At 41.1% G+C, this 21,222-nt stretch carries 15 protein-coding genes; 12 read left to right on the top strand and 3 right to left on the bottom strand.

The genetic code is table 11. The annotated features are described in order from the left end of the window. The first annotated feature begins 73 nt into the window (after window positions 1–73). The 6 genes from RMY63_RS23125 to RMY63_RS23100 all read left to right on the top strand — a co-directional run bounded on the left by RMY63_RS23125 (window position 74) and on the right by RMY63_RS23100 (window position 5,417). On the top strand, window positions 74–1,156 hold the full coding sequence (locus RMY63_RS23125) for a glycosyl transferase (protein ID WP_322730955.1): 1,083 nt from the start codon (window positions 74–76) through the stop codon (window positions 1,154–1,156). Between the two features lie 594 nt (window positions 1,157–1,750). Next, window positions 1,751–2,164, top strand: coding sequence for a secondary thiamine-phosphate synthase enzyme YjbQ (locus RMY63_RS23120; RefSeq protein WP_322730954.1), 414 nt, complete (start codon window positions 1,751–1,753; stop codon window positions 2,162–2,164). A gap of 295 nt (window positions 2,165–2,459) precedes the next feature. Beyond that, window positions 2,460–3,209, top strand: a complete 750-nt coding sequence (locus RMY63_RS23115) for a hypothetical protein (RefSeq protein ID WP_322730953.1) — start codon at window positions 2,460–2,462, stop codon at window positions 3,207–3,209. Between the two features lie 32 nt (window positions 3,210–3,241). Then, a complete protein-coding gene (locus tag RMY63_RS23110) occupies window positions 3,242–4,030 on the top strand; it encodes a Nif3-like dinuclear metal center hexameric protein (protein ID WP_322730952.1) in 789 nt (262 codons plus the stop codon). A 281-nt stretch (window positions 4,031–4,311) separates the two neighbouring features. Next, window positions 4,312–4,530 carry a hypothetical protein gene (locus tag RMY63_RS23105; protein ID WP_322730951.1) on the top strand — a complete coding sequence of 73 codons (219 nt, stop codon included), beginning with the start codon at window positions 4,312–4,314 and terminating at the stop codon, window positions 4,528–4,530. A gap of 575 nt (window positions 4,531–5,105) precedes the next feature. Continuing rightward, on the top strand, window positions 5,106–5,417 hold the full coding sequence (locus RMY63_RS23100; protein ID WP_012408115.1) for a DUF6679 family protein: 312 nt from the start codon (window positions 5,106–5,108) through the stop codon (window positions 5,415–5,417). 114 nt (window positions 5,418–5,531) lie between these two features. On the opposite strand, the gene RMY63_RS23095 is transcribed toward RMY63_RS23100, so the two are convergent. Continuing rightward, window positions 5,532–7,196 carry an MBL fold metallo-hydrolase gene (locus RMY63_RS23095; RefSeq protein ID WP_322730950.1) on the bottom strand — a complete coding sequence of 555 codons (1,665 nt, stop codon included), beginning with the start codon at window positions 7,194–7,196 and terminating at the stop codon, window positions 5,532–5,534. Between the two features lie 1,510 nt (window positions 7,197–8,706). Between RMY63_RS23095 and RMY63_RS23090 the strand changes: the two genes are divergently transcribed. Together RMY63_RS23090 and RMY63_RS23085 are read left to right on the top strand one after the other, a co-directional pair. Then, window positions 8,707–8,946 (top strand): hypothetical protein, encoded by a 240-nt coding sequence (locus tag RMY63_RS23090; protein ID WP_322730949.1) that lies wholly within the window; start codon window positions 8,707–8,709, stop codon window positions 8,944–8,946. A gap of 95 nt (window positions 8,947–9,041) precedes the next feature. Further along, on the top strand, window positions 9,042–9,434 hold the full coding sequence (locus tag RMY63_RS23085; RefSeq protein ID WP_322730948.1) for a DUF3368 domain-containing protein: 393 nt from the start codon (window positions 9,042–9,044) through the stop codon (window positions 9,432–9,434). A gap of 218 nt (window positions 9,435–9,652) precedes the next feature. Here RMY63_RS23085 and RMY63_RS23080 read toward each other — a convergent pair whose 3' ends face one another. Further along, entirely contained in the window at window positions 9,653–12,409 is a 2,757-nt protein-coding gene (locus tag RMY63_RS23080; RefSeq protein WP_322730947.1) for a pentapeptide repeat-containing protein, read from the bottom strand. Between the two features lie 135 nt (window positions 12,410–12,544). Here RMY63_RS23080 and RMY63_RS23075 point away from each other — a divergent pair, with 135 nt between their 5' ends. The 4 genes from RMY63_RS23075 to RMY63_RS23060 all read left to right on the top strand — a co-directional run bounded on the left by RMY63_RS23075 (window position 12,545) and on the right by RMY63_RS23060 (window position 16,714). Beyond that, window positions 12,545–12,946, top strand: coding sequence for a CU044_2847 family protein (locus tag RMY63_RS23075; protein WP_322730946.1), 402 nt, complete (start codon window positions 12,545–12,547; stop codon window positions 12,944–12,946). After that, window positions 12,943–13,632: a TIGR04283 family arsenosugar biosynthesis glycosyltransferase gene (locus RMY63_RS23070; protein WP_322730945.1), complete on the top strand. Its 690-nt coding sequence runs from the start codon at window positions 12,943–12,945 to the stop codon at window positions 13,630–13,632. The genes RMY63_RS23075 and RMY63_RS23070 overlap by 4 nt, the downstream gene beginning before the upstream one ends. Before the next feature lie 358 nt (window positions 13,633–13,990). Then, a complete protein-coding gene (locus RMY63_RS23065; RefSeq protein ID WP_322730944.1) occupies window positions 13,991–14,764 on the top strand; it encodes a TVP38/TMEM64 family protein in 774 nt (257 codons plus the stop codon). Between the two features lie 399 nt (window positions 14,765–15,163). Continuing rightward, a complete protein-coding gene (locus RMY63_RS23060) occupies window positions 15,164–16,714 on the top strand; it encodes a mercuric reductase (protein ID WP_322730943.1) in 1,551 nt (516 codons plus the stop codon). A 162-nt stretch (window positions 16,715–16,876) separates the two neighbouring features. Here the strand turns inward: RMY63_RS23060 and RMY63_RS23055 are convergent, their stop codons facing one another. Beyond that, complete coding sequence (locus tag RMY63_RS23055) at window positions 16,877–20,365, bottom strand: PA14 domain-containing protein (protein WP_322730942.1); 3,489 nt, start codon at window positions 20,363–20,365, stop codon at window positions 16,877–16,879. Between the last annotated feature and the right edge of the window lie 857 nt (window positions 20,366–21,222).

Here is a 21,222-nt window from a genome sequence, read left to right as displayed (position 1 = left end):
ATGAGTTGTAAGTTAGCGTCTAGAAATTATGATTTCAACTCCTAACTCATAACTCCTAACTCCTAACTATAAAATGGAACGCCCAATCTTATATTTAGCCATCACAAACCACGGCTTTGGTCATGCTACCCGCACAGCATCTATAGCCGCAACCATTCAAAAATTATGTCCAGAAGTTCTGCTAATTCTGGTGAGTACTGCCCCACGCTGGCTGCTAGAGTGCTATATAGAAGGCGATTTTATTTATCGTCCCCGTGCATTTGATTTGGGTGTGGTGCAAACGGATAGTTTGACAATGGATAAAGCAGCGACTTTAGAAAAGTTGCTCGATATTAAGAAACATCAAAATTCGCTGATTGCCTCAGAAGTGAATTTTATCCGCCAAAATCGCGTTAATCTTATTTTGGCAGATATTCCCTTCCTCGCTCCTGGGTTTGCCAAAGCTGCAAATATTCCCTGCTGGATGATAAGTAACTTTGGCTGGGACTTTATCTACCGAGATTGGGGAGGTGAATTTACCGCAGTTGCAGATTGGATTAGTGATTGGTATTCAAAGTGCGATCGCCTATTTCGTCTCCCTTTCCACGAAGCAATGCCAGCTTTTAACAATATCACAGATGTCGGCTTAACAGGCGGTTCCCCCCGTTACTCTGCTAATGATTTACGTTCTCTTTGGGGAATAACTGCACCAGCCGAAAAAACTATTTTGTTGACCTTTGGTGGATTAGGTTTACAGCAAATTCCTTATGATAACCTACAACGATTTCCAGATTGGCAATTTATCGTATTCGATCAATCTGCCCCTGATTTACCTAATTTAGTGAAAATTAATGATCACAACTACCGCCCTGTAGATTTTATGCCTATTTGTGGACGAGTTGTTTCTAAACCTGGTTACAGCACTTTTTCGGAAGCCACAATACTAGGAGTGCCTATTGTTACTATGCCGCGTGATGACTTTGCCGAAGCAACTTTTCTAGTAGAAGGCATAACGAATTATAACCAGCATCAAATCATCACCCCATCTGAGTTTTTTCAAGGAACTTGGAATTTTCTCCATGAGTTACCCCAACTACCAAAGCAATCTCAATCAATTGCTAAGGATGGTAATGAAGCGATCGCTAAAGCTGTTCTCAATTATTTACACACAAAATAAAGTTGTTTCCAGGAATATCAATTAATAATACAATATCCAACAATAGGTAAAAAAACTCTATAATTAACCGCCTAAAATCTGCGTTTAATCATTGAAAAATATAGTTAATAAAGTTAGTTTTTTATTATTTATATGATTATTTTATTTATTAAAAACACTGTTCAATTAAGCTTTGTAATAATATCTATAGCAATCCTATCTAACTTTTCACAAATCAGATAGGATTGCTATACATAAATTATGATATTTAGTCTTTTCAGTATATTAGAAATATTATTACCACTTTTCAAATTTATGCTACTTGTACGGGCTTTATTAGATTAGCAGGCAAACTCTTTGTCAGCCCAAACCTAGAAACTGACGAGCTTCAAAATAAATATTTGAATTTCTAACTTCAAGAATACTAGTCATAGATGTTAGTTAACTTGAGAGAGACTTATAATAAAAATCAGAAGTGAGTAGAGGATACATCTCAATCCTTGAGATATGCTACGTTTGTAATTGCCGGAATTACCTTTGTTGCCTTGTTACATCAAGTAACAGTTTATTTCATTCCCGGACTACAAATACTATCATCAATAATTACTGTTTTAAATGACTCACTACCAAAAGTTACTAAAAATTTCCACCACTGGCAAATCTTTTTACAACATTACTACACAAATTGCAGCCGCAGTTGCCGAATCAGGGGTTGAAACTGGTCTTTGTACTTTATTTTTGCGCCACACTTCAGCCAGTTTAGTGATCCAAGAAAATGCCGATCCTGATGTTCTTGTGGATCTAGCTAATTTTATGGCAAAACTTGTCCCAGAATCAGGTAAATACATCCACGACGCAGAAGGCGCCGATGATATGCCAGCACACATCCGTACTGCACTCACTCACACTTCTGAACATATCCCTATTAATCGCGGTCACTTGGTACTGGGAACTTGGCAGGGAATTTATATTTGGGAACACCGCCAACGCAGTCATTCCAGAGAATTGGTTGTTCACATATCTGGATAGCAGATTCTCAAGTTTTATTTAAGGTGCAGTTTTGTAGAGTTTAAATACTCTGGTTATACCGCCTATATTTTGGGTATAATCTCTTAAACTTCCGCTGATTGAGATGGATTAAATAAATTTTGTTTTGATAATTTTTTCATCAAAATTATTGAGCTAAAAACTAACTAGATAGACATTCAAAAGTTTATGTAAATTTGTAAATTTAAAAGTTAAGTTTATTTGTGATTATTAAATAATTTTTTGAGGACAATATACACTAGTATTTAGTGTAAGCTGCCTGGGTATTTCTATTACTATGAAGCAAGAACTAACGCCAACTCATACATTTCAACTTATTGATGAAATACTTGCCCAGCAGTCTGTTAATTTATTGTCACTTAGCCCCCAAAAAACATTAATTACCAGCTTTGCAGCATTAGAAAATTTGATTGCAGAACGAAATACTGACATTCAAATTATCACAACTATTCAAGAAACTCTCGAAAGCATAGTCCGTACTCAATTGCAAAACTTCCCAGAAAACATCTTCTGGGATTTTGATTTTCTGGTAAGTAGTATGCTTAGGCAGGCTTTAAATGCTGATGAGGGCGCTATTGCGTTCTTAAAGGTTTTTGGTGAAAAGATGGTTTGTCTAACAGAGATGTTCGGAAATAAAACAGAAATACGCTTCCGTTATGTTCATGATTTTATGTATGGGTTTGAATGGGCAAGATGGGTACAAAAAGAACCACAAAAACGTGCATATATAGAGCCTTTTAGTCTGTTGTTTTTGGATTATTTGCTTATCAAAGGTAAGGAACTTTTACAACGTATTAATCATGGTCAGGTCGTATCTTATAAACTGTGTGATACGGGCTACCGCAACCCCTTCACCTTTTCTCGCGAACCAGAAGATGAATACCGTCTGCTAACTTATCTTGCTGAAGAACAACTGATTCCAGTAGCAGTATGGAACTGGAATGCTAGCCCTGTATGGAACAAACCTTTTCAGGAAATGCGCCAGCAATTAGCATTAAAATTAAATATTCAACCACAGAAACGCTGATTAGCAATTAACAATTGCTGAAAAAAATAATTATGAAAATTGCTGATTTAATTACTTGGTTTGAAGCATGGGCGAATCCCGCTTGGTGTGAAAACTGGGATAATTGTGGCTGGCAAATTGAGCCAGGTATTTTGCAGGAAAAAACACGGGTTTTGGTGTGTTTGACACCGACTTTGGCGGTAATGCAGGAAGCGATCGCTCTAAATGCTAATCTGATATTTGCCCATCACCCCTTGATTTTTAATCCTCTCAAATCTTTACGCACTGGTGAAGCGATCGCCGAAATGGTACGGTTAGCCTTTACCCACAATATTGGTATTTACACTGCTCACACGAATTTTGACCAAGTGCAAGACGGGACTGCTGACGTGTTAGCTCAGATTTTAGAACTCAAAGAAGTTACTCCGATAGAACTTACACAAGCCGGATTAGGATATGGTCGTGTTGGTTTGCTAGAGCCATTTCTGACATTACAGGAATTACTCGCAACCATTCAAACCCGACTTGCTCCCCATAATTTGATTTTTTCCCCAAGTGCTGATTTACAGCAAACAATTTCACGAGTTGCTGTTTTGGGTGGTTCGGGGGCTAGTTACATTTCAGCCGTCGCCAAAACAGGTGCTCAAGCTTATCTGACTTCTGACTGTAAATTTCATCAGTTTCAAGAAAGCCGCGACCGCAATCTCATTTTAATCGATGCTGGACATTACGCTACTGAACGTCCGGCTTGCGATCGCTTGGTGCAAAAATTCCAGTCTTTAAACTTAGACTGGGTACAATTAAGTCAAAAAGATGAAGATTTCCGCCAGTTTTTTGCTTGATTGCTGATGTTTGATTCTATTTTGTGGATACTTGTCAAAAAAATTGTTGTATTTTATATAATTTTGTTAAAACATTCAGCTTCCCAACATTAGATGCTGAAAATTGCTATGCCTTTTTATCTCTGTAGATTAATAGAGGAGTATCGAAAAATCATATTGTGATGTAAATCACTGATTGAGCGTAATACTAATCACATAGTATTAATGTTTCATATCAATTAGCAAGAAAGGAAAATGTTCCACACTAGACCTAATAATTTGCTCACTCTGCCCTAATCAAGATGATTCGCACAATTATTGCATCTGCTTTCCAAACTGGATATCTTAGTGTTGAATCTGAGGGTTTACTCCAGCAGGTGCTAACCACTAAATGCTATCAGTCAGAGGATTTGTCAGACCTTGCAGCCCTATACGATGCAGTTCGCGCCGGAAAAATTAAACGAGAAGCATCCTCGTCGAACGTGCTTATAGAATTTCCATTACCACATAAACCCTCCTGAGACTTCTGAAGTAGAATTTTCTGATGGTCTTTTCCCTCTACCTCTTCCCTTACGCTGTTGCTTTTTTTCAGGTTTTTGCCTGAAAAACTCAAAACTATTTGAGTGTTGTTATTGAAAAACATCAAGGTCAGCAAGAGAATGAGTTAAGATCAGATACAAGTGGGTAAAAGTAAAGCCAAGTCCCCGGACTTCCCAGTAATGCCAATGATTAAAAGTAGGCAAATTAAACAACCGCAATCAACGATTGTTTTGGAGTATTCTTTATTACATAATGGTAAGAATGACTCACCAACATATATGAACCTGGTTAGCACAGGTACCGAATTGTTTGACTTCTATAGAAGCAGACATTCCCTAGAATAAGCCGGAGGGAGATTGAGTTCATTGTTAGAGCATCTGATTTATGACCCAATATTATCCTGATATTTTGACAACTAGAAGCAAATCTTGGGATTGGGTGATGAAGCGTACTTGTTCTGAAAAGTGAAATTAACCTCTTAAAGGTGTAATGTAATGGGGTAGAACCCAGATTTTGACAGGTTTAACTACGTTGTTTAAAAAGGCAGAAACAATACATGCTACACCGCAAGATTTATCAACTGTGTTGCGATGGGCGCGAGGTATGTGTTTTCTTGCGGGACCAGCAACGCTGGATTGAACGCGCCCGCATCATAGATATAGAGGGTGATTTAGTAACCCTACGCTATGAAACAGAAGAAGAGGACGAAGTTTGTTCTTGGGAAGAAATGGTTCGCCTCGAGAGCATTGGTGCTGTAACCCAAAAATTGGCTTCAGTACCACGCGGTAATGTAGAACCTCTGATGACTGAAGATTGTCCCGAAGCAGAGCGCATTCATAACCGTTACACTGACTCGAATCCAGAATAATTAGTCATTAGTCATTAGTCAGTAGAGACGCGATTAATCGCGTCTGTACAATGGTCATTAGTCATTTAGTCAAAAAGGACAAAGGACAAATGACAAAGGACAAAAAGCTAATGACTATTGGCTATCATTCAAACCTTCAAAGGCAGGACAGTAACCTTCGAGAGTTACCTTAAAGTTATACAACGGGGAAGCTGGATTCCAACACCGCTGCCCCCTTTGATGTCGGCAAGTACCACAACAGTCTACATCGGCCCATGTATAGCGATCGCTGTTTTGGTTGAGCAGTTCTCGTTGAGACAATCCCCTTAAGACTAATTCTTCCCCTTGCCAACGAGCTTCGATTAAACCAGTATCGGCAAATTGCCGCCAACGCTGATCGGCAGTAATCACATTGGGTAGGGTGATTGTGATTACTGTTCCTAACTCTGTCAGTTCGCCTTCATAGTTAGTTTCTGGTGCTGCCGGTTGTAAAAATGTGTCGCCGATGGGCAGTTCTACTAAGGTATCAGCCGCGGGAGAGTGTACATGGTAGCGGTTTTGCAACTCCTCTAAGCTAGTCAGGTCTGCCAAGTAGGCAGGGGAACCGTGGACAAAAATCACGTGCTGGGGTCGCAAATTATGAATTAGCTGCGTAGTACCAGGGCCATCGCTATGTTGAGCTAAGAGATAAGTTTCAAGAGTGGTGGGCGCTAAATATTCTTTGTTAACTTTTATATCAATTTTTTCTGGTAGGAGAATCAGCCAAGGCCCGGTGTCTAATTGGCAGTGTTCGCCTAAATCAGCTGTCGAGTCGGTGAGGACAATACAAGGTGACTTACCGACACTGGGACGATGTTCTGGTTGTAGACGACGCACACGGGGACGTACTCGTTCATCCCAAAACAAGGGTTGATGGCGGGCGAAGTTCTGCACCGATGGGGGGAGATGGGGCAGCAGTTCAAGATATGCATCACATCCAGTGGCGACAGCACCATCTACCCAGATATCTAAATCTCGTCCGGTGAAGTGGTGATGCGATCGCAACAGCATTAATAATTCTTGACCTAATCCTAAAGCCGGAGTGGGAAGGATTACAGAACAATGGTCAGCGATTGCTCTATTAATTCGCTCGGCTAATTGATTTTCTTGGTTGCGGCGATGGGGATGACGGGATGTGCCATAACTACCTTCAATGATTAGCACATCCAAGTCTAAACCTCGCAGTTCCTCTAAACGCAAACCTTCTACTAGTCGGGAGTTCGATAAGAAAAAGTCTCCTGTATACAGTAGCTTGTAAGTCCGCTGCTGGGTGGTATAGGTGAGGAGAATTGCCACTGCTCCTGGTAAATGCCCTGCGGGAAATAATTCTGCCACCAAACCATCTTGGAATTCCACAGGCGATCGCAATGGCAAGGCATGACAAAATTGGGAAATTTTCTCAGGGTCTTCGTCTACCCAATTCAGTGGTAGTAACTTGCTAGTTACCTCACTACCATAAATTGGTAACTTTGGAAAAGTTTTATGCAGCGCCAGTAAGCCTTTAGCGTGATCTGGGTGGGCATGACTAATCAAAACTAAATCTGCTGGTAGGGGCGAACTAGTTCCACGTACCGACTTATTAAGCTCTTTAGCCAGCGATGAAATATCCTCCAAACCACAGTCCAAGAGGATGCGATGTGGCCCCATTTTCACCAATAAACATACGCCCTCATTGTCATGCTGGACACTATAGGGCAAACATTCTAACTCACTACCCCCTTCTGCATCTACGCGAGAGGATGCCGATAGATTATCCCTCATGCTCTCCTCCCCTCAAACCTCATCATCATGGACATATCCCAAAAGCCAAAAGTTACACAAATTTTGCTTTTGTGATTTAGGGGTAAGTTTTATCGTGCGCCCCTACACCCTGAGAATACGGATTTTTGATTGGGGAGGACGCCTGCACCGAACCCGCACTGTTCGGAAAGGTGGGCTAACGAGAAGCTATCAAACTAGTAGCTCAAGGAGTTTGCCTGTGGTTTCTTTTGCCTTTACAAGTTTTGAGTCGCTCTTAGCCAACTCACCCTCCGGGAAGTCGATCGAGCGTCTACAGATTTATCTCAATGTGCGGAGCCATTGCCATGATAGTTATCTGAATCATAGAATCCATTCTTCGTGCCAAAAAATAAGCACGAAAGCGTAAATATAACTGTTAATCCAGCTAGAATCAGCTTTACATCCATTTGTTTGCTGCCCTTTACTCAAAGACTTTCCTATATTAATTTAGTGCTTCCGCAATCAAACGGAATCACTAGAAAATCTTTACTATGCTTATATGGATTGGGCAATAGGTAAATTTACCACAATCAGTCAAATTGTAGAACCTTTCGGTTAACCTGTCTATCCATCTAGATGTGAAACAATATGACAACAGGAGCAATCCTCTACAGCCCGTAAAAATCCTCATCTATAGCAAAGTGCTGAGTGCTGTTAGCGGAAGCGGGGCGTTTAGCCCGTGCTGTTAGCGGAAGCGGGGCGTTTAGCCCGTGCTGAGTAGAAACTCAGTATTATCAAAGGTTTCAGCAACCAACATAGTCCTAACCTATGCTTCGACTGCTATATCCCTCTTCTAAGAAACAGAAATGTTTCTTTACATCCATTGGGAATGCGTAGACGCTTGCGGCTTGTCGTCAGACATCGCTTCCTGAGACGCTTCTGTCACTCTCCGAAAACATTTACCATTTCTGAATTCTAGAGCTTTTGTATAGCAAGCGTAGGCGTAGCCCGCCGCAGGTATCGCTCTTTGATGCCATTTTTTCAGATTAGATGCAGAGTTCCTAGAAGTGGTTTCAGGGCTGATGGAAGTGACTTCAGGGTTCGTTTTTGTTTGCTGCGATCGCCTAATTATAAAAACTCATTGCCAGCAAAGCAATCTCCGAAAAAAGCGTTGGCGTAGCCCACCGCAGGCATCGCTCTTTAACACCATTTTTTCAGATTAGATGCAGAGTTCTCGGAAGTGGCTCCAGGGTTGACGGGAGTGACTACAGGGTTGGTTTTTGTTTGCTGCGATCGCTTAATTATAAAACTGATTGCCAGCAAAGCAATCTCTGAGTGTTGCGTTGGCGTAGCCTGCCGCAGGCATCGCTCTTTGATGCCATTTTTTCAGATTAAACATATTAAGGCGGCATAAATCCAGCTTGGTACAAAAATCTTTATCGGAATCAACTGACGTACAGTTTTTAACTGCCCATTTCGCTTGTCAGTAGACATCGCTTACAGAAATTTGGGATAATATCTAAGGATATTCAGTCGGTAGCTGGAAATACCTATGACTAGTAAGGAAGAATTAAGAAGTGTTGCTTCAGAAATTCCATTATTTAATAATATTGAGCAAAAAGAAACATTTTTGTTTGTGATAGGGGCGCTATTTTCGAGAGTTATTAGTTTGAAAAAAGCCGCAGAACTAATGGAAATAGAGTCGGATGTATTTCTTGAACTATTAAATTTGATGGGGCTGGAATTTTCGTACTTAACTGAACAAGATATCGCTATAGAGAAGGATTGGTAAGGTGTGTGAAGGTTGTTTTTAACTCTTCTCCATTAATCTTTTTATCGCGCCTGTAATTCCTCGATATTTTTCTAGATTCCTCTGATGAGTTTTATTTGCCAAATTTTGTTGCTGAAGAAATTAGTGCTAAATCTGATGCAGCTAGTCAGCAGGTAAAAGCTTTAATTGATGCTGAAAAAATATTAGTCAAAGAAATTCAATTACTTTCCTTAGCCAATCGTCTAAATATGCGACTAGGGAGAGGAGAATCAGAGGCCATTGCTTTAGGCACTGAATTACAAACAGACTACATAATTTTAGATGACTTCGCAGCTAGAAAAGAGGCAACTCGACTAGGATTAAATGTTAAGGGAACCTTAGCAGTCATCAAGAAACTTCAGGTAGATGGCAAAATCACTATTAGTAGCACAGACCAATTATATCAAGACATCCTGGCAATGAATTTCAGAGTCAAGCGATCGCTCTTTGATACCATTTTTTCAGATTAGCTGTGCGATCGCTTAATTATAAAAACTCATTGCCAGCAAAGCAATCTCTGAAAAGAGCGATCGCTTTACTTCCTCTAACAATAAGTCTTTTTGTTTTGCCGTATAGACGCAAAGAAGACTGCAAAACAACTACGTTTTAGTCGAATAATGATGTAGAAAAAGTTTGCAAAAAGTTGCATTGCAGGATTGGGTAGAAGTAAAAACGCAACCCAAAGTATTCACTTAGCTGGTTCTGGTGGTAAACCGAGCTTGGCACGAAAATCCTTGTTGTATGTTGCCTTCTTCCAACTATTAGCATTAGCAGATTTAACTTGCTCAGGGGTAAGGTTTTTGGTGTACTTGAGGTAGGCACTGCTGAGGTCGGCACTGCTGAGGTCGGCACTGCTGAGGTCGGCATTGACGAGGTTGGCATCGCTGAGGTTAGCACCGCTGAGGTGAACACCGCTGAGGTTGGCATTGATCAGGTTGGCACCACTGAGGTTGGCATCGCTGAACTTGGCAATACTGAGGTTGGCGTAGATGAGGTTGGCACTACTGAGGTTGGCGTAGATGAGGTTGGCATTGCTGAGGTTAGCGTAGATGAGGTTGGCACGGCTGAGGTCGGCATTACTGAGGTTGGCACCGCTGAGGTTGGCACCGCTGAGATTGGCAAAGCTGAGGTTGGCACCGTTGAAATCTTCCTTAGCTAGACTTTCACCAGCTTGGATCAGTTTTTCAAGTGCTTGAATTCTTGCCTGACTATACTCCTTTCCTCTAGCAGCATTAACAGTTTGCCAAAGTTGGCTTATCCTAATCTGTTTCTCAATAACCATGCCCACATATGGTGATAAACCCAGCGGGATAATTAAGAAAAAAGCAATTGACTGAAAGCTATTATTCCGTCTTTGTCTGACACTTGCTTGAATAAACTCAATAGCTAGGTCAGATAATCTTAAGTTATCAGTTTGTTGCTTGTGAAAATCTTCTACCTCTCTTAACCGCTTCCCCTGAAAGAGATAATCCTTAACTCTTCGCCTATCTCGCCATTCAATAGCCGCCGCTTCAATTTTCCGCTTTTGTCGCAATACATCCCGACTTTCCTCAATCCATTTGCGTAATAGCAACCAATGGCGAATCAGTGCTTCATGTGCCACATCTACCACAGCAATTTGATTAGATAAGGTACTGGTGACAACTAGTTTCTCATCAGCTAACCGTTGAATTATTCTATTCATTACAGCTTCTGGATGCTGTGAAGTAACTAAATCTCGTTGCACAACCTGTCTGCGGGTATCTTCTGTTCCTTCTCCCAACTGCGTCAATTCTAAAAAAATCCGCTTTGTTGCTTGCTGTTCCTCAAGTGATAATGACTCATAAACTTCTGTAGCGCGTGTTTGTAGGGTTCCCCTGACTCCACCTAGTTTGCTATACATAGTCAGGGTTAACCGTTCTTCAATTCTTTGCTGCCATAGTTCTGTCAGCGTGTACTGCAACAACGGTAAACTCCCCGGTGAATTTTCTACATCTGCAATCATTTGAGAAACTAATTCTGGTTCTACTGCTAAGTTCACCTGTTCAGCAGGTTTGATAATTGCTGTTTCTAATTCCTCCCGATTCATCGGTGTTACTGTTACTAAATGCTCTTGAATTTTCTTAGCTAGTCCGCCATATTGTTGTTCCAGACATTTGCCAAAGAAATCAGCCCGCATTGTGATTATTAGGCAGAGTTTCTTATCGTCCCGTTGCAAAGCACCTAGCATACATTCAAAAAAGTGCTGTCGTTTTGTAATGTCTTGACATTGGGTAAAAGCTTCTTCAAACTGGTCTACCACTAGCACTACGCGCTGAGTTTGTGCGGCTGTAATCAACTGTCCTAAACCGACTGCACCTTTGGCAATTAATTTTTCAACTTTTGCTAATTGAGATGCGCGTTCAATATCTGATAATTCTGATTCTACAAATGCCAGTGCTAAATTTTGTAAGGGATTAATCCCTGGTCGAAATATTTTTAACTGCCAAGTTTCACTACCCGATAACCTACGTCCTAACTTTAATTGATAAAGTAAACCCGCTCTGACAACACTAGACTTACCACTTCCTGATGCTCCCAACACAGCGAGGAAATTACCCGATCGCACTTTTTCTAATAATTCATCAGTTAACGCTATTCTGCCATAAAATAAGTTGGCATCTGCTTCTGTGCAATCAAAATAAGACAACCCTTTGTAAGGACAAATAGCTGATATCTGTACTGTGGAGTTAACAACAGAGGAATTCCATTTGCGGGTGAAATTAATTGCTTCACCAGAATTCGCAAAAATTGGACGCTGGGGGAAGGGGTGATGTTCTTGATTGAGCAAGTCTACTAAAGTGTAGTTACTCACCCAACGGTCTTGTTTTGGTTCCAAACCTTTTAGCAGTGCGGCAGTTAGTACGCTGTGTTGGCTGTTAATCTCTTCAAAAGCAACTTCAAAATTACGAGAAGCCGCAATAAAACACCTGTCTCTTCCTTTACCTCTATCGCCTGGATCTGCCTCTGCAAAATTTAGCACTTCCCCGCTATAGCAGCAATCCAAAATCACAATTTGTTGTCTTACTTCACTTTCTTGCAGCAGTCGTCGCAGCCATTGTAAAGATAATCCCCAATTACCCGCATCGGGGTTGACTTCACTTGTCGCTAAAAAGCCTTCCTGAATCCCTAGATTTTTCCGCAATCCATGACCAGAAAAATACAGTAATGCTGTGTCTGGCGGCTTCCCATCTGGCTTAAACAATTGAACGATCGCTTTTTCTAACTGAGTTAAACTAACTTTAGTTTGCTTACCAATGCGAATCGTCTCATTTTCCTTGTCTTTGACTGCTGGCAGCCGCGTTACCCGAAATTCCCCATATTGTTGTAAGATTTGAGCGATCGCTTCACCATCCCCAGCTGGCGCATTAAGACTCTTTAAGCGGTCATAAGTATTAATTCCCACCACCAAAGCGTCTCGACTCATCTTAGAAAGCCCTATGATACTTGTGCCGAATTATTTCCAGCTTCTACAAGAAATTTACCGCATTTTCCGTAAAAATTGGTAGGTTAGCACATCTGGGCTACTCTACACGCAATTCTTTTAGGCAAGATTTATCCTATGACTCAACTCACACCTATTCAGTTAGAAGATGGCACGATTATTTACATTGAGGCTACAAATAATGTAGATGCTCCACCAGTCATTACCGAAGTTTCTCCAGAGGGAGAAGAAGAAGCGCTAATTGATAAGGGATGCGATGCTGATGCTGTACAAAAACAAATAGTGCAAAATTTCCAAGCAATTGAAGGTACAATTCGGGCTTACACTGTTTATTCGCTTAATGCTTTTAAGAAAATCCCTATTGCTAATATTGATAAAGTCACTCTAGAATTTGGTATCAAAGTTGGCGGTGAAGCAGGTATACCTTATATAACTAAAGGCACGGCTGAAAGTAATCTTAAGGTAACGGTAGAGTGTTCATTTCCTGACCAACTGGAAAAGCAAACTCAGCAATCATGAGTCAGAATATTGCTGCTGCTAAAATTTCGATTATTATTCCAGTTATTAATGAAGCAGGAAATATTAAAGAAGCCATTGCTACTACTCAACCCAGTATAAATATAGAAGTCATAGTAGTAGATGGTGGCTCAAAGGATGACACAGTAGAAATAGCCCAGTCTTTAGGTGTAAAAGTTATTTCATCATCTCCCGGTCGTGCTATTCAAATGAACGCCGGTGCTGTAGCGGCTAGTGGTGAGATTCTGTTATTTCTCCATGCAGATACCCGTTTGCCAACGGGGTTTGATGAGATGATTCGCATAGCACTACAACAGCCTGGGACTGTGGCTGGTGCTTTTAAGTTGCGGATTGATGCGTCACTTTTAAGTTTACGATGGGTGGAGTGGGGAGTAAATGTGCGATCGCATTTTTATCAAATGCCCTATGGCGACCAAGCAATTTTTTTAACTAAGGAAGTATTTCAGCAAATTGGTGGTTTTCCTGAATTGCCTATCATGGAAGACTTTGAACTCATGCACCGATTAAAACGCATCGGACGCATTGTAATTATCCCTACACCAGTTATTACTTCAGCCCGTAGATGGTTGCAAAAGGGAGTATTCAAAACCACGCTACTTAATCAATTCATAATTATTGCTTATTTACTCGGCGTTTCACCTGAGCGAATTCGTCGCTGGTATCGCTGAGAAAAATTTAAGAGAGTTTAAACCAATTCGCAATTCGCAATGACGCTCTCTACGAGACGCTAAAAGCGAACGCGGACTCGCTAACGCTGCGCTAACGCAATTCGCAATTACGTGTTGTAACGGGGATTTAGAAAGAGCCACAACACTTGCGGCTTGATGAAGCCGGGGATTTAAACCCTACACTTTGTTAAGCTGTTTCTCATCTAGTTAGTATATCTTGGAGGCATTGAATTTAAAGTGTAGGTTTCAAACTTGAGCTTCAGAAGGTCAACGTCGAGCCTCAGAAGCAACATTGAGCCTCGGAAGGTCAACATCAAGCCTCGGAAGGTCAACATCGAGCTTCAGAAGGTAGCAAACCATGACAAAACTAACAATCATTCAGATATTTAAAACTATTGATGCCAAAAACTTGCAGAAATTTTTTAACCTAAGTGTATTAACATTATTGATATTAGCGACTGCTTTCTCATTAAACACAGACCAAGCTTTGGCACAAGAATCTGCAAATTCAAATTCTTTTAATCCCCAAGCCATTTTATGCGAAGCCTTGGAGTGGATTGATAGCCTGGGTGCGGTGGGAGCCATAACTTTTATTGCCCTTTATATTATCGCTACCGTTGCTTTTTTCCCAGGTTCTATTCTCACCTTGGGATCTGGTGTAATTTTTGGCGCAGTTTTGGGTTCTGTCTACGTGTTTATCGGTGCAACCCTTGGCGCTACCGCTGCTTTTCTTGTGGGACGTTATTTAGCAAGGGGTTGGGTTGCTGGTAAAATTGCAGATAACAAAAAATTTGCCGCCATTGACCAAGCAGTAGGTAAAGAAGGATTAAAAATTGTCCTGTTAACGCGACTGTCCCCGATATTTCCTTTCAATTTGCTCAACTATGCCTTTGGCATCACGGGAGTTTCACTTCAAGATTACTTCATCGGCTCTCTAGGCATGATTCCTGGAACCATCATGTATGTTTATATTGGTTCCCTTGCAGGTAATCTGGCGATGATTGGCACTGAGGCTCAACCTACCAACCCGACTTTACAATGGGCAATTCGCATCTTGGGTTTGATTGCAACAGTTACCGTTACAGTTTATATAACCTGGATTGCACGCAAAGCTTTAAAAAAGGAATTGTAGAGATGGACAGCTGTGCTAACCTACTGTGGTCTATTCAAGTGCAAATTGCTGTAAATTATTGATTGCTGAAACGTTTAGGGACTTGCAAAAAATAAATTATCCCAAATTATTTGTACATTTATTTGTACATTGTCTCGTTCCCAGTCTCAGACTGGGAATGCCGTTCTAGAGGCTCCGCCTCCCTCTCCTCGCGGCAGAGCCGCCAGGAGCAGCATTTCCAGCCAGAGGCTAGAAACGAGATTTGAAAAGGTTTATACACGAAAGCTTCAATCGTATCTGTCAATTCTCAAACTGACAAAATAATTCAAAGGCTGTATTCCTTATTAAACAAGCATAAAAAATAAAAGACTGAACCGCCTAAATTAATCGGGATTTTTAATTTTAAAAGAGGTTTTGCCAATGACCAATTCAGATTTAGAAAGAGTCACAGTTCGCCCAATAGACGAGTATAACCAAAAGTTGGTGTCTTACGTCCATCCACCAAGTTGGGTTAATCCTCAACCTGCCGATGTTTACGACTTGGTAGTAATTGGTGCTGGTACGGCAGGATTAGTCGTGGCGGCGGGTGCTGCGGGTCTAGATTTGGGTTTAAAAGTGGCGTTGATTGAAAAGCATCTCATGGGTGGAGATTGCTTAAATGTTGGTTGCGTACCATCTAAAACGATTATTCGGTCTGCCCGCGTTGTTGGCGAAATCTGGGATGCTAAAGACTTAGGAGTTAATATTCCCCAACATAATATTGATGTTGATTTTTCCAAAGTTATGGCCAGGATGCGGCGAATAAGAGCTGATATCAGCCATAATGACTCGGCGGAACGGTTTCAAAAGTTGGGTGTTGATGTCTTTTTGGGTAGCGGTCGATTTGCGAGTAAAAATACTGTGGAAGTTGGGGACAAAACTCTCAAGTTTAAAAAAGCTGTGATTGCAACTGGCACAAGACCTGCACAACTGGCAATTCTGGGAATTGAACAGGCGGGTTATTTAACTAATGAGACGGTTTTTTCGCTGATTCAACGACCGGAACATTTGGCGGTGATTGGTGGCGGCCCCATTGGTTGCGAATTAGCGCAAGCTTTCCGACGTTTGGGTTGTGAGGTGGTGCTTTTCCATAGCGGTTCTCATCTCCTGAATAAAGAAGACGCTGAAGCCGCTAAAATTCTCCAAAAGGTTTTGATTAACGAAGGAATTCGCGTAGTACTCAATTCCAAGTTGGAAGAAGTGGTAACTGTCACCGAGGGGAAACGGCTTTACTTTTGTGCTAATGGTCATCGAGATTCGGTGACAGTCGATGAAATTTTAGTCGGTGCGGGGCGATCGCCAAATGTGGAAGGTTTGAATTTAGAATCAGTGGGGGTGGAATACGACAAGCACCAAGGTGTGAAGGTAAATGATTACCTCCAGACGACCAATCCCAAAATTTATGCAGCTGGCGATATCTGCATGAACTGGAAGTTTACCCATGCAGCTGATGCAGCCGCGCGGATTGTAATTAAAAATACCCTGTTTTCTCCCTTTGGCTTGGGACGCTCCAAACTCAGTAGTTTGGTGATGCCGTGGGTAACTTATACTGACCCAGAAATTGCTCACGTCGGGTTATCCGAACACGAGGCGCAGAAATTGGGTATTGAGGTGATGACAATCAACATACCTTTTAGTAGTGTAGACCGAGCGATCGCAGATGGTGAAGAGTTAGGATTTCTCAAAATCCACCACAAAAAGGGGTCTGATGAAATTATTGGTGCAACTATTGTCGCCAGTCACGCGGGTGAGATGATTTCAGAAGTGACTACGGCAATGGTGAATAAGATTGGTTTGAGCAAGTTAAGCAGTGTAATTCATCCTTATCCCACTCAAGCGGAAGCGATTAAAAAAGCCGCTGATGCTTATCGTCGAACACTCCTAACGTCAAATACCAAAAAATTGTTGGGATTTCTAACAAAGTTATCTTAAGCAAAATCAGTGAACAGTTATTCGACTGTTCACTGATAACTGATAATTTTTATGTCATCTCTAAACCAATACGTTTGGGTTAAGGATAATTGGTCTTTCAAGACGCGAGAAATCGCGTCTCTACATCAGGGTTTTGTTGCTCATTCTAAACTGTATTTATCTCTAAACAGGTCGGAAACGATCAATCTCGCCTCCGGTCAAGTTTGCGTAATACAGATTACCATCAGGGCCAGTGGTGATTTGTGTAGGCAGTCCTAGATTAGGTCTGTCTGTTTGGGAAGCAAACTGCTTAACTGAGGCAACTTTGCCCTGACTATCTAATATCAAAGCATCGATAGTTCCTTGACTGAAATCACTAATGAATAAGGCACCTTGATAGATTGAAGGGAAAGTATTACCTGTGTAAAAGTCACCCACGAGGATCGAATTAGAACCAAAATGCTTGTAAGTGTACAATGGATCTGTAACAGTTGAGCCACTATTATAGAAAGCTTTTGCTGCATCTAAAGTAGCGTAGGATGGTTGTTTCAGACTGGTGATATTACCATTTGCATCAAGGCCACCTTCGTAGAATGGCCAGCCAAAGTTAGCCCCTGGTTTTCCGACATTCACCTCTTCGTAAGTACCGAAGCCAACATCGCCAATATAGGGGGTATTGGTCTTTTTATCAATTGTGAAACGGAAGGGGTTACGCAGACCTAAGTCATAAACTTTGGAAATATTGCTATTGCCGTCACCGTTGTAGAAAGGATTGCTTGATAAACCTTTACCAGTAATCGGGTCAATCCGCAGAATCTTGCCGGACAGATTATTCTTATCCTGGACGCGAATTGCTCGCGGGTCTATCCCATTGTAGGAAGTACCATCTCCTAAGCTAACAAACAAAGAACCATCAGTACCAAAACGCACAGAACCAACTGAGTGAGATTCACTATCATTGGCTATAAAATTCTCGACATTTTGGACTTTATCGAGATTATTCAGATAATCCTGCAAGCTGGTAAACAGTTTACCAGTATCTTTGTTGAGAATTCCTGATGGTGCATAGCCAAGTGAGACATCTGTACTATTTCCATCTGGCTTGCTAATATTCGCCCAAGTGCCATTTGTGCCGATTAGCACAACTTCGCTGCCAGCAATAGCAGTAGTGTAATTAGTGTTGGGGTCAGCTGTAAAGCGACTTAGGCGTGCAGTACGATTCCCATTCTGGTCAGGATTGTCCAATGTGCTATTGGGATTGTTATTCGGATTGTTTACATTAGTTTCTAGTGGATCGTAGGTATACAACAGGTAAACATAGTTGTTACCGTTTGGACTTTTGCCAAAATCTGGATGTACGGTAATGCCTAATAGACCGCGATCGCGCGTATCATTTACCTGTGTGCGAATATCAGTAAATGGTGTTGATAATAAGCTACCATTTTTCATGACTCGCACTACCCCATTTTTCTGGGCAATGAACATGCTGTTACCATCAGGTGCCCATTCAAAAGCTATGGGTTGAGTCAAACCAGAAGCTACCGTATCTAAAGCAAAGTTACCAGAGTCATTATCAATAATAGTGATACTTGTTTGTTGATTAGTTAGCTGCACTCCAACTGGGTTACTAAACTTCAAAGCAAATGTTTCATTTGATTCCCCAACGTTGTCATTCAGAATAGGGATAACAATGGTGTTGCTGGTTTGTCCGGCTACAAAATTCAAGGTTCCAGATACAGTTTGGTAATCAGATCCAGCTTTAGCAGTCCCATCTTGGGTTATGTAGCTGACGCTAGCAGCCGCCGAAGTGTTGCCCCGTGTAACTGTCACCTTAGCAGTACCGTCACCTTCATTAACTACTGGCTGACTGAAATCGAGGTCAGAGCGATCGTTGTCTTGAATCGTAATTGAGAGAGTTCTTTGGACTCCTAGTGTTGCCCCCTCTGCCTGATCGATGACAAAATTAAAGGTTTCATCTGTTTCTATCGAAGAATCATCATTGATCGGAATGGATACCTGCGTGCTGCTTTGTCCCGGCGCAAAAGTCAGTGTTCCAGCACTTTCAATGCCTTCACTCCCATAGTCAACTCCTTTTGTAGCAGTATTAGCTATAGTTGCATACTTAATTGAAGATGTACCACTTAAATCTCCTTCTCTAATTAGTTTTACGGTAACACTATTACTGCCTTCGTTCACAGTCATCGAAGACGATCCTAATGTGATGCTAGTCTGAAGAAATGGTGAATAAAGTTGAGACTGAGGAATGATTTCCTTCGCCTGAGAAGCGCTTGACCAACGCAGTTGAGAAACGGCATTGCCTTTATTTTCATAGTACTCAAGTTTAATATCGTACTTCTGACCTGCAACTAGTGCGATCGAGCCACTGGATTCGGTGGCAGCTTGATCGATAAACTGATTGATGATTTGTTGACCATTCACCCACAGTCGCACACCATCATCAGCAGTGGTGTAGAACTTGTAAGTTTCGCTGTACTTGGCTTCTACCTGACCTGTCCACCGCGCTGAGAAGCTATCTGCATCAATCGACGGAGCGGGAGAACCAGCACCCCAATTAAAGTTCACCGTCGGATCTGTAGTAGTTACCTTCAGGTTGGTGAAGTCGATGTTGTTGTAATACTCTGCTTTTAGTCCGTTGCCATTACTAGTTGGGCTGACATTACTATACAGTTGGGACTGGGGAATGATTTCCTTCGCCTGAGAAGTGCTTGACCAACGCAGTTGAGAAACGGCATTGGATTTATTTTCGTAGTACTCAAGTTTAATATCGTACTTCTGACCTGCAACTAGTGCGATCGAGCCACTGGATTCGGTGGCAGCTTGATCGATAAACTGATTGATGATTTGTTGACCATTCACCCACAGTCGCACACCATCATCAGCAGTGGTGTAGAACTTGTAAGTTTCGCTGTACTTGGCTTCTACCTGACCTGTCCACCGCGCTGAGAAGCTATCTGCATCAATCGATGCAGCGGGAGAACCAGCACCCCAGTTAAAGTTCACCGTTGCATCTGTGCGAGTTACCTTCAGGTTGGTGAAGTCGATGTTGTCGTAGTACTCTGCTTTTAGTCCGTTGCCATTACTAGATGGGGTGACATTACTAGTTGGGCTGACATTACTATACAGTTGGGACTGAGGAATGATTTCCTTTGCCTGAGAGGTGCTTGACCAACGCAGTTGAGAAACGGCATTGGATTTATTTTCGTAGTACTCAAGTTTAATATCGTACTTCTGACCTGCAACTAGTGCGATCGAGCCACTGGATTCGGTGGCAGCTTGATCGATAAACTGATTGATGATTTGTTGACCATTCACCCACAGTCGCACACCATCATCAGCAGTGGTGTAGAACTTGTAAGTTTCGCTGTACTTGGCTTCTACCTGACCTGTCCACCGCGCTGAGAAGCTATCTGCATCAATCGACGAAGCGGGAGAACCAGCACCCCAGTTAAAGTTCACCGTCGCATCTGTGCGAGTTACCTTCAGGTTGGTGAAGTCGATATTGTCATAATACTCTGCCTTGAGTCCATCTCCTTGAGAGAGTAGGCTAGACCGAGCAGAAATGCTGGTTTGTCCCTGATCAATGCTTTCTAGAGATGATTTAGTAGTAATTACTGGACTTACAGATGTTGATAAGTTTTGATTTGATGCCATAATTAATGTTTCAGGATCAGTTTGACATTGATGAATATTTTCAACAAAGAATGCATCATAAAGCTTGATATAAATATATTGATAAGTTAATAATTGATTGACCTATAAATATATATATTAGTAATTGCTAATTATGAATAATTAATTGAAGAACATATTGGCCTTTGTTTTCTTTCAACAAATTTATGAATTCTTGAGAGCCTCTAATCTCCCTCTAATCTCACTGATGTGCAGATGCGTATTTGTTGAGGCAAGAGATGCCTAAGAAAAGCAGATACATGCGTAATTAGTCAAATGCAATAACTTTACATAGATTACTTAAGTATTCTTTTACTTCTACATATTTGACAATAGATTGCGGTGTTCTGTCTATCTTGTTTATGGGACTTTGTTTAAATATTCACATTGATATATCCTTTTTTAAAGGAATATAAAAGTTTTGATAATCTTTAAATAAAATTTGCTAAAGTATTGGATAATTTAATGTGTTTTATCTACAGATTTATTAACTATATAAAAATTGGATAAAGAAAATTTTTAATATTTAAAGATTTAAAAAATTAATATTTATCTATATTTCATCTTGACTATTACTTTATATCTTTTTACTAGAACCAGCACAAATAACCCTGTTTTATCAATCTGGGAAAAGCCAATCCCTGAAAGCCTTTCGGAGCTTTACCTTTCAACTTTTAGCTATAAATTTTAGTTTCTGTTAGAAAAGAAAAGCTCAAAGCTTGATTGAATCAAAGTTTTAGAGTTTCGCTTCGATTATTGTTTTCCGAAAGTGACAAAACAGGAGTATAGCAAAGTGCTGAGTGCTGAGTGCTGAGTGCTGAGTGCTGAGTGCTGAGTGC

Source organism: Nostoc sp. ChiQUE01b, from assembly GCF_034531255.1.
GTDB lineage: Bacteria > Cyanobacteriota > Cyanobacteriia > Cyanobacteriales > Nostocaceae > Nostoc.
This window is presented reverse-complemented; position numbering and strand designations above follow the sequence as displayed.